At 51.6% G+C, this 8,173-nt stretch carries 7 protein-coding genes; all 7 read right to left on the reverse strand.

Annotation, left to right across the window (positions count from 1 at the left end):
- Positions 1–87: 87 nt before the first annotated feature.
- Positions 88–4,116 carry a DNA-directed RNA polymerase subunit beta gene (gene rpoB, locus SPL01S_RS23255; protein WP_004953940.1) on the reverse strand — a complete coding sequence of 1,343 codons (4,029 nt, stop codon included), beginning with the start codon at positions 4,114–4,116 and terminating at the stop codon, positions 88–90.
- 329 nt (positions 4,117–4,445) lie between these two features.
- Complete coding sequence (rplL, locus tag SPL01S_RS23260; protein ID WP_006323137.1) at positions 4,446–4,811, reverse strand: 50S ribosomal protein L7/L12; 366 nt, start codon at positions 4,809–4,811, stop codon at positions 4,446–4,448.
- A gap of 62 nt (positions 4,812–4,873) precedes the next feature.
- The gene (gene rplJ / locus SPL01S_RS23265; RefSeq protein ID WP_006323136.1) at positions 4,874–5,371 is read right to left on the reverse strand and encodes a 50S ribosomal protein L10; all 498 of its coding nucleotides are present in this window, start codon (positions 5,369–5,371) and stop codon (positions 4,874–4,876) included.
- A gap of 329 nt (positions 5,372–5,700) precedes the next feature.
- On the reverse strand, positions 5,701–6,405 hold the full coding sequence (gene rplA / locus SPL01S_RS23270) for a 50S ribosomal protein L1 (protein WP_012004742.1): 705 nt from the start codon (positions 6,403–6,405) through the stop codon (positions 5,701–5,703).
- A 3-nt stretch (positions 6,406–6,408) separates the two neighbouring features.
- Positions 6,409–6,837, reverse strand: a complete 429-nt coding sequence (gene rplK / locus SPL01S_RS23275) for a 50S ribosomal protein L11 (protein WP_006323135.1) — start codon at positions 6,835–6,837, stop codon at positions 6,409–6,411.
- 157 nt (positions 6,838–6,994) lie between these two features.
- On the reverse strand, positions 6,995–7,540 hold the full coding sequence (gene nusG / locus SPL01S_RS23280) for a transcription termination/antitermination protein NusG (RefSeq protein ID WP_004953928.1): 546 nt from the start codon (positions 7,538–7,540) through the stop codon (positions 6,995–6,997).
- 1 nt (position 7,541) lies between these two features.
- A complete protein-coding gene (gene secE / locus SPL01S_RS23285) occupies positions 7,542–7,925 on the reverse strand; it encodes a preprotein translocase subunit SecE (protein WP_006323134.1) in 384 nt (127 codons plus the stop codon).
- Positions 7,926–8,173 lie beyond the last annotated feature (248 nt).

Genomic DNA, 8,173 nt, shown 5'->3' on the forward strand with positions numbered 1-8,173 from the left:
GGCGCACGCTGACAAATCGCGCGCCCGTGTGACCTGAACAACCACCCTCAGGCTCCCTAAGGCCGGGAGCCTGAGCCGGAAAAACGATTACTCGTCTTCCAGTTCGATGTTGATACCGAGCGAGCGGATTTCTTTCAACAGTACGTTGAAGGACTCCGGCATGCCTGGTTCCATGCGGTGATCGCCATCCACGATGTTTTTGTACATCTTGGTACGGCCGTTAACGTCATCCGACTTAACGGTGAGCATTTCCTGCAGGGTATAAGCTGCGCCGTATGCTTCCAGTGCCCACACTTCCATCTCACCAAAGCGTTGACCACCGAACTGCGCCTTACCACCCAGCGGCTGCTGAGTAACCAAGCTGTACGAACCGGTTGAACGGGCGTGCATTTTATCGTCAACCAAGTGGTTCAGTTTCAGCATGTACATATAGCCAACGGTAACCTGGCGCTCGAACTGCTCACCGGTACGGCCATCGAACAGCGTAATCTGACCAGAGGTTGGGATTCCGCCCATTTCCAGCAGTTGCTTGATTTCACTCTCTTTCGCACCATCAAACACCGGCGTGGCGATTGGCATACCTTTTTTCAGGTTCTCTGCCAGACGCAATACTTCGTCGTCGGTGAAAGTGTTCAGGTCAACTTTCTGGCAGACATTGTCGCCCAGATCGTAAGCCTTCTGAATGAACTCACGCAGCTTGGCCACTTCCTGATGCTGCTTCAGCATTTGGTTGATCTTCTCACCAATGCCTTTCGCAGCCATACCCAGGTGGGTTTCCAGGATCTGACCGATGTTCATACGTGATGGTACGCCCAGCGGGTTCAGTACGATGTCAACCGGCGTGCCGTTTTCATCGTAAGGCATATCTTCGATCGGGTTGATCTTGGAGATAACACCCTTGTTACCGTGGCGGCCTGCCATCTTGTCACCCGGTTGAATCTGACGCTTAACGGCCAGATAAACCTTAACGATTTTCAGCACGCCTGGTGCCAGATCGTCGCCTTGGGTGATCTTACGACGCTTGGCGTCCAGCTTCTTCTCGAAGTCGGATTTCAGCTCGTCGTACTGCTCTGCCAGCTGTTCCAGCTGGTTTTGCTTCTCTTCGTCGGTCAGGCCCAGTTCCAGCCAGCGATCGCGTGGCAGCTTGCTCAGCTTCTCAGCTTCAACGCCACCGGCAACCAGCACCGCATGGATACGTGCAAACAGGCCAGCTTCCAGGATCTGCAGTTCTTCAGTCAGGTCTTTCTTCGCCTGCTTCAGCTGCATTTCTTCGATTTCCAACGCACGCTTGTCTTTGTCCACGCCATCGCGGGTGAAGACCTGCACGTCGATAACCGTACCGGAAACGCCGTTTGGTACACGCAGAGAAGAGTCTTTAACGTCAGACGCTTTCTCACCGAAGATCGCGCGCAGCAGCTTCTCTTCTGGCGTCAGCTGGGTTTCACCTTTCGGCGTTACCTTACCTACCAGAATGTCGCCACCGGTCACTTCAGCACCGATATACACGATACCGGATTCATCCAGTTTGGAGAGCGCAGCTTCACCCACGTTAGGGATGTCGGCAGTGATCTCTTCAGGCCCCAACTTGGTGTCGCGAGACACGCACGCCAGTTCCTGGATGTGGATGGTCGTGAAGCGATCTTCCTGAACCACACGCTCGGACACCAAGATGGAGTCTTCGAAGTTGTAGCCGTTCCACGGCATGAACGCCACGCGCATGTTCTGGCCCAGCGCCAGTTCACCCAGATCCGTGGACGGGCCATCTGCCAGCACGTCGCCGCGCTCGATTGGCTCACCCAGGTTCACACACGGCATCTGGTTGATGCAGGTGTTCTGGTTAGAACGGGTGTACTTGGTCAGGTTATAAATATCGATACCTGCTTCGCCCGCGAGCATCTCGTCTTCGTTAACTTTGATAACGATACGGGAAGCATCCACGTACTGGATCACGCCGCCACGTTTGGCTACGGCAGTAACACCGGAGTCAACCGCAACCGCACGCTCCATACCGGTACCTACCAGCGGCTTGTCAGCACGCAGAGTCGGAACCGCCTGACGTTGCATGTTCGCACCCATCAATGCACGGTTGGCGTCATCGTGTTCCAGGAATGGAATCAGTGAAGCACCAACGGAGACAACCTGCTGGGTCGATACGTCCATATAGTCAACCTGATCGCGGCTAAACAGGCTTGATTCGCCTTTGCTACGACAGGTGACCAGGTCTTCTTCGAAGCGGCCGTCATCATCCAGGTTGGAGTTCGCCTGAGCGATAACGAAGTTGCCTTCTTCAATAGCAGACAGGTAGTTGATTTCATCGGTAACCAGACCGTCACGCACGCGGCGGTACGGGGTTTCCAGGAAGCCATACTCGTTGGTCTGTGCGTACACGGACAAGGAGTTGATCAGACCGATGTTTGGACCTTCCGGCGTTTCGATTGGACACACGCGACCATAGTGAGTCGGGTGTACGTCTCGAACTTCGAAGCCGGCGCGTTCACGGGTCAGACCGCCTGGGCCCAATGCAGAGATACGACGTTTGTGCGTAATCTCGGACAACGGGTTGTTCTGGTCCATAAATTGAGACAGCTGGCTGGAGCCGAAGAACTCTTTCACCGCAGCCGAAATCGGCTTGGCGTTGATCATGTCCTGAGGCATCAGGGTGTCCAGATCGCCCAGGGACAGACGTTCTTTAACCGCACGCTCAACACGCACCAGGCCTACACGGAACTGGTTCTCAGCCATTTCGCCGACGGAACGGATACGACGGTTGCCCAAGTGGTCGATATCGTCCACTTCGCCTTTACCGTTACGGATATCGATGAGCTTCTTCATCACTTCAATGATGTCGTCTTTGCTCAGGATACCCGAACCTTCGATCTCGTCGCGCAGCAGAGAACGGTTGAACTTCATACGGCCAACCGCAGACAGATCGTAGCGGTCTTCAGAGAAGAACAGGTTCTCGAACAGGCTTTCGGCAGCTTCGCGCGTTGGCGGCTCACCAGGGCGCATCATGCGGTAGATTTCTACCAGTGCGCTCAGACGATCGCTGGTTGGGTCGACACGTAGAGTCTCAGAGATATACGCACCGTGATCCAGATCGTTGGTGAACAGCGTTTCAATACGTTTGTGGCCTGACTGGCTCAGTTTGGCCAGCAAATCCAGCGACAGCTCCATGTTGGCTGCGCAGATCAGCTCACCGGTATTGGTATCGATATAGTCCTTCGCGACCACTTTGCCCGCAATGTACTCAACCGGTACTTCAATACTCTGAATTTCGTCTTTTTCGAGCTGACGGATATGACGAGCGGTGATACGACGGCCTTTCTCAATGTAGATCTTGCCGTTGGCTTCGATATCAAACGAAGCAGTTTCACCACGCAGACGTTCTGGAACCAGCTCCATCTGCAGCTTGTTATCACGGATCTCGAACACAACTTTCGCAAAGAACAGGTCAAGGATCTGCTCAGTGGTGAATTGCAGTGCGCGCAGAATGATGGTCGCAGGCAGTTTACGGCGACGGTCAATACGCACGAACAGGTTGTCTTTCGGGTCAAACTCGAAATCCAACCATGAACCGCGGTAAGGGATGATACGTGCGTTGTACAGCACTTTACCCGAGGAGTGGGTTTTACCCTTATCGCTGTCAAAGAATACGCCAGGACTACGGTGAAGCTGAGATACGATAACCCTCTCAGTACCGTTGATCACAAAGGTACCGTTTTCGGTCATGAGCGGAATTTCGCCCATATAGACTTCTTGTTCCTTGATGTCTTTGACCGTACCTTCCGGAGCTTCGCGCTCATAGATTACCAGGCGCAGTTTTACGCGCAGCGGTGCAGAATACGTCACACCACGGATCTGGCACTCTTTGACGTCGAACACCGGCTCACCAAGACGGTAGCTAACGTATTGCAGCTCCGAATTGCCACTGTAGCTCTGGATAGGGAAAACAGAACGGAATGCGGCTTCAAGGCCGTACTGCCCTTCTGGGTCTTGCTCGATAAACTTCTGGAACGAGTCAAGCTGGATAGAAAGGAGATATGGTATGTCCAGAACTTGTGGACGCTTACCAAAATCCTTACGAATACGTTTTTTCTCGGTATAGGAGTAAACCATAGGGTTCCTCAGCTCGCTGATCAGTGACCCAATCTGTCCGTCCGGATAGAGGACGGTTCATGCAACACCATTTTGTGGATCGGAAAGCGGGAACACTTTCCGCAATACTCGTTTCTATCACGCTTAAATCATTTCATCGCGCTATGCGGCAGATTCGGCTGCTGCAGGGAGGGCAATATATTAAGTCGTCGATAGAAAGAAATATTGGGGTTAGCCAGTAGCCAAACAGTGTGAAACTCTACTGACGCCCTACAGCGCAAAAAGGCTGGCGACCAAAAAGTCACCAGCCATCAGTCTGTTAAGTCAGACTGCACTCTGAGAAGTTAAACTTACTTAACTTCAACAGAAGCGCCAGCTTCTTCCAGAGCTTTTTTCAGTGCTTCAGCGTCGTCTTTGCTGATGCCTTCTTTCAGTACTGCTGGAGCAGATTCTACCAGGTCTTTGGCTTCTTTCAGGCCCAGACCGGTTGCGCCACGTACTGCTTTGATAACTGCAACCTTGTTGCCGCCGATAGCAGACAGAACAACGTCGAATTCAGTTTTTTCTTCAACAACTTCAGCAGCAGCAGCAGGACCTGCAGCTACAGCAGCAGCAGAAACACCGAACTTCTCTTCCATAGCGGCGATCAGTTCAACGATTTCCATTACAGACAGAGCTGCAACGCCTTCGATAATTTGGTCTTTAGTGATAGACATAACAAAAGTTCCTAAAATTCAGAAATAGTTTAAATACGTAAGCAACGGATAAGAGAGAGGGCTTATGCCGCTTCTTTCTGATCGCGCAGTGCAGCCAGAGTGCGAACCAATTTGCCAGCAGCGGCTTCTTTCATGGTTGCCATCAGGCGTGCGATTGCTTCATCGTAAGTAGGCAGAGTTGCCAAGCGGTCAATTTGTGCCGCAGGGATCAGCTCACCTTCAAAGGCCGCAGCTTTAATCTCGAACTTTGCATTCGCTTTCGCGAAATCTTTGAACAGACGAGCAGCAGCGCCCGGGTGTTCATGAGAAAATGCAATCAAGGTAGGACCGACAAACGTGTCTTTCAGGCATTCGAACGGAGTGCCTTCAACTACGCGACGCATCAGGGTGTTACGAACAACACGCATGTAAACGCCAGCTTCACGACCTGCTTTACGCAGTTCAGTCATTTTATCAACGGTAACGCCACGGGAATCCGCAACAACCGCAGACAGCGCGCCTTTGGCTACTTCGTTGACTTCAGCAACAATCGCTTGTTTGTCTTGAAGATTTAATGCCATTAGCTTTTTGCTCCTGGATTTAGCCGGGGGAAATCCCGGCACTCACATCACTCTACACCTGGTGATAAATCACTCGGTGAAAGCGTTCAAACACGGTGAGCAGAATCCAGCAAAGACAATTTAAAATTTTCTTTAGGCTCTGTCACCGTCTACGCAGGAAGGATTAAGTATCTTTCGATACACCTGCGGTCTTGGACGGAGGCCTGGATAGGCCAGGCTCCAACCGAAAAATCTTTGTTCCGCTGATGGCCATTACCAATAGCGAAACCTTGGGGGATAAGATTCTAGACAAATCTTAACCCCAAGTCAAAGCGATAATCGCAAGGCGATTAGTTCGCTACAGCAGTCAGGCCGCTTTGATCGATAGCAACGCCAGCACCCATGGTGGTGGAGAGGCTAACTTTCTTGATGTACACGCCTTTAGCCTGAGATGGTTTTGCCTTTTTCAGCGCAACCAGCAGAGCTTCCAGGTTTTCTTTCAGCTTGTCTGACTCGAAATCAACCTTACCGATAGTGGTATGGATGATGCCGTTTTTATCGTTACGGTAACGAACCTGGCCTGCTTTAGCGTTTTTCACTGCTTCAGCAACGTTCGGAGTAACGGTACCCACTTTCGGGTTTGGCATCAGGCCACGTGGACCCAGGATCTGGCCCAGTTGACCAACAACGCGCATTGCATCTGGAGAAGCAATAACAACGTCGAAGTTCATTTCGCCTTTCTTGATCTGGTCTGCCAGATCTTCCATACCTACCAGCTCTGCGCCAGCAGCTTTAGCTGCTTCAGCGTTAGGGCCTTGGGCAAATACGGCAACGCGAACGGAACGACCGGTGCCGTTTGGCAGAACGGTAGCGCCACGAACGTTTTGGTCAGATTTACGAGCGTCGATGCCGAGGTTAACAGCAACGTCAACGCTTTCTACGAATTTAGCAGTGGCCAGCTCTTTCAGCAGAGCAACAGCTTCGGTGATGTCATACTGTTTAGTAGCATCAACTTTGTCACGGATCACGCGCATGCGCTTGGTCAGCTTAGCCATTTCTTAATCCTCCACTACCAGGCCCATGGAACGAGCAGTACCTTCGATGGAGCGAGTCATCGCTTCAACGTTGGAACCAGTCATGTCCGCAGCTTTGGTTTCTGCGATTTCACGTACCTGAGCACTAGTCACTTTACCTACTTTGTCTTTGTTCGGCTTGCCTGAACCAGACTTGATACCAGCCGCTTTTTTCAGCAGAACTGCTGCTGGCGGGGTTTTGGTAACGAAAGTGAAGGAGCGGTCAGAATAAACAGTAATAACAACCGGAATCGGCAGACCTTTCTCAACGCTGTCAGTCTTAGCATTGAACGCCTTACAGAATTCCATGATGTTAACGCCTTGCTGACCCAGAGCTGGACCAACTGGCGGACTTGGGTTCGCCATACCGGCTGCAACTTGCAGCTTAACGTAGGCTTGTACTTTCTTGGCCATTTACAATTCCTCGGTTTGGGTAATAACGCCTCACAAGAGGCTCCCCGTGTTTCACCCCGCTCAATGAGCAAGGCCTATAAAAACAAAAGGCGCGAAATTATAGTTCAATTTCGCGCCTCTGACAAGCGGCAAAAGCCACTTATTGCTGATTAATTGATCAGCCTTTTTCAACCTGAGCAAAATCCAGTTCCACCGGCGTTGCACGCCCAAAGATGGAAACAGAAACTTTCAGGCGACTCTTCTCGTAGTCCACTTCTTCAACAACACCGTTGAAGTCAGCGAATGGACCATCGTTAACGCGGACCAGTTCACCCGGTTCGAACAGCGTTTTAGGACGCGGCTTATCACCAACCTGCTGCAGGCGGTTCATAATTGCATCGACTTCTTTATCGCTGATCGGTGCCGGACGGTCAGAGGTGCCGCCGATGAAACCCATTACGCGTGGAACACTGCGCACCAAGTGCCAGCTGGCGTCATTCATCACCATCTGAACCAACACATAGCCCGGGAAGAATTTGCGCTCGCTTTTACGACGTTGACCACCACGGATTTCAACAACTTCTTCCGTAGGGACCATCACTTCGCCGAACAGCTCTTCCATATCGTGCAGTTTGATATGTTCACGCAGCGATTGCGCAACGCGACCTTCAAAACCGGAAAACGCCTGAACGACGTACCAACGTTTTTTTGGAGCTTCAGACATTTTAGAACCTCAGGCCAGTAATAAACGATACCAGACGGACCAGAATACCATCCAGCCCCCACAGAATCAGCGACATCACGGCAGTTACCGCGGCAACGATCAACGTGGTATGTAGCGTTTCCTGACGAGTTGGCCAAATCACTTTGCGCACTTCAGTACGCGCTTCGCGCGCAAACGCAACGGTAGCTTTGCCTTTGGTGGTCATCAGCGCTATTGCGCCTGCAACGGCGATAACCACTACAACAGCCAGCGCACGTAATGGCAGACTGAAATCACGGTAGTAATAATTACCGACAATAGCCACAACCAACAGAACGGCGACGATCAGCCACTTAGCCGCTTCCAGGCCGCGCCCGCTCCCTTGAGCCTCGGTATTCGCACTCATAAACCAACCTGTCACAATGAATTCAGAACAGACAACTTTGCCTCACACCGCAAGGCAAACCAAACCGATCAGATGCTGCTTCGGCAGCATTTCGGTGTTTTACGCTATGACGTATCTCAGTCAATACGGTTTAAGAGCCCATCTCACCAATGATTATGACTGCAAAATCGCTGATGAGATAGGTTCTAGTTCACAGCGTAGAAAAAGGGCATCAAATGATGCCCTTTTACCGCGTGTCGCGTCAAATG

Source organism: Serratia plymuthica NBRC 102599, assembly GCF_001590925.1.
Lineage (GTDB): Bacteria > Pseudomonadota > Gammaproteobacteria > Enterobacterales > Enterobacteriaceae > Serratia > Serratia plymuthica.

What these genes read in the sequence shown, in the direction of transcription:
- rpoB (WP_004953940.1), bottom strand. Translation starts at nt 4,116, where the DNA reads ATGGTTTACTCCTATACCGAGAAAAAACGTATTCGTAAGGATTTTGGT.
- rplL (WP_006323137.1), bottom strand. Translation starts at nt 4,811, where the DNA reads ATGTCTATCACTAAAGACCAAATTATCGAAGGCGTTGCAGCTCTGTCT.
- rplJ (WP_006323136.1), bottom strand. Translation starts at nt 5,371, where the DNA reads ATGGCATTAAATCTTCAAGACAAACAAGCGATTGTTGCTGAAGTCAAC.
- rplA (WP_012004742.1), bottom strand. Translation starts at nt 6,405, where the DNA reads ATGGCTAAGCTGACCAAGCGCATGCGCGTGATCCGTGACAAAGTTGAT.
- rplK (WP_006323135.1), bottom strand. Translation starts at nt 6,837, where the DNA reads ATGGCCAAGAAAGTACAAGCCTACGTTAAGCTGCAAGTTGCAGCCGGT.
- nusG (WP_004953928.1), bottom strand. Translation starts at nt 7,540, where the DNA reads ATGTCTGAAGCTCCAAAAAAACGTTGGTACGTCGTTCAGGCGTTTTCC.
- secE (WP_006323134.1), bottom strand. Translation starts at nt 7,925, where the DNA reads ATGAGTGCGAATACCGAGGCTCAAGGGAGCGGGCGCGGCCTGGAAGCG.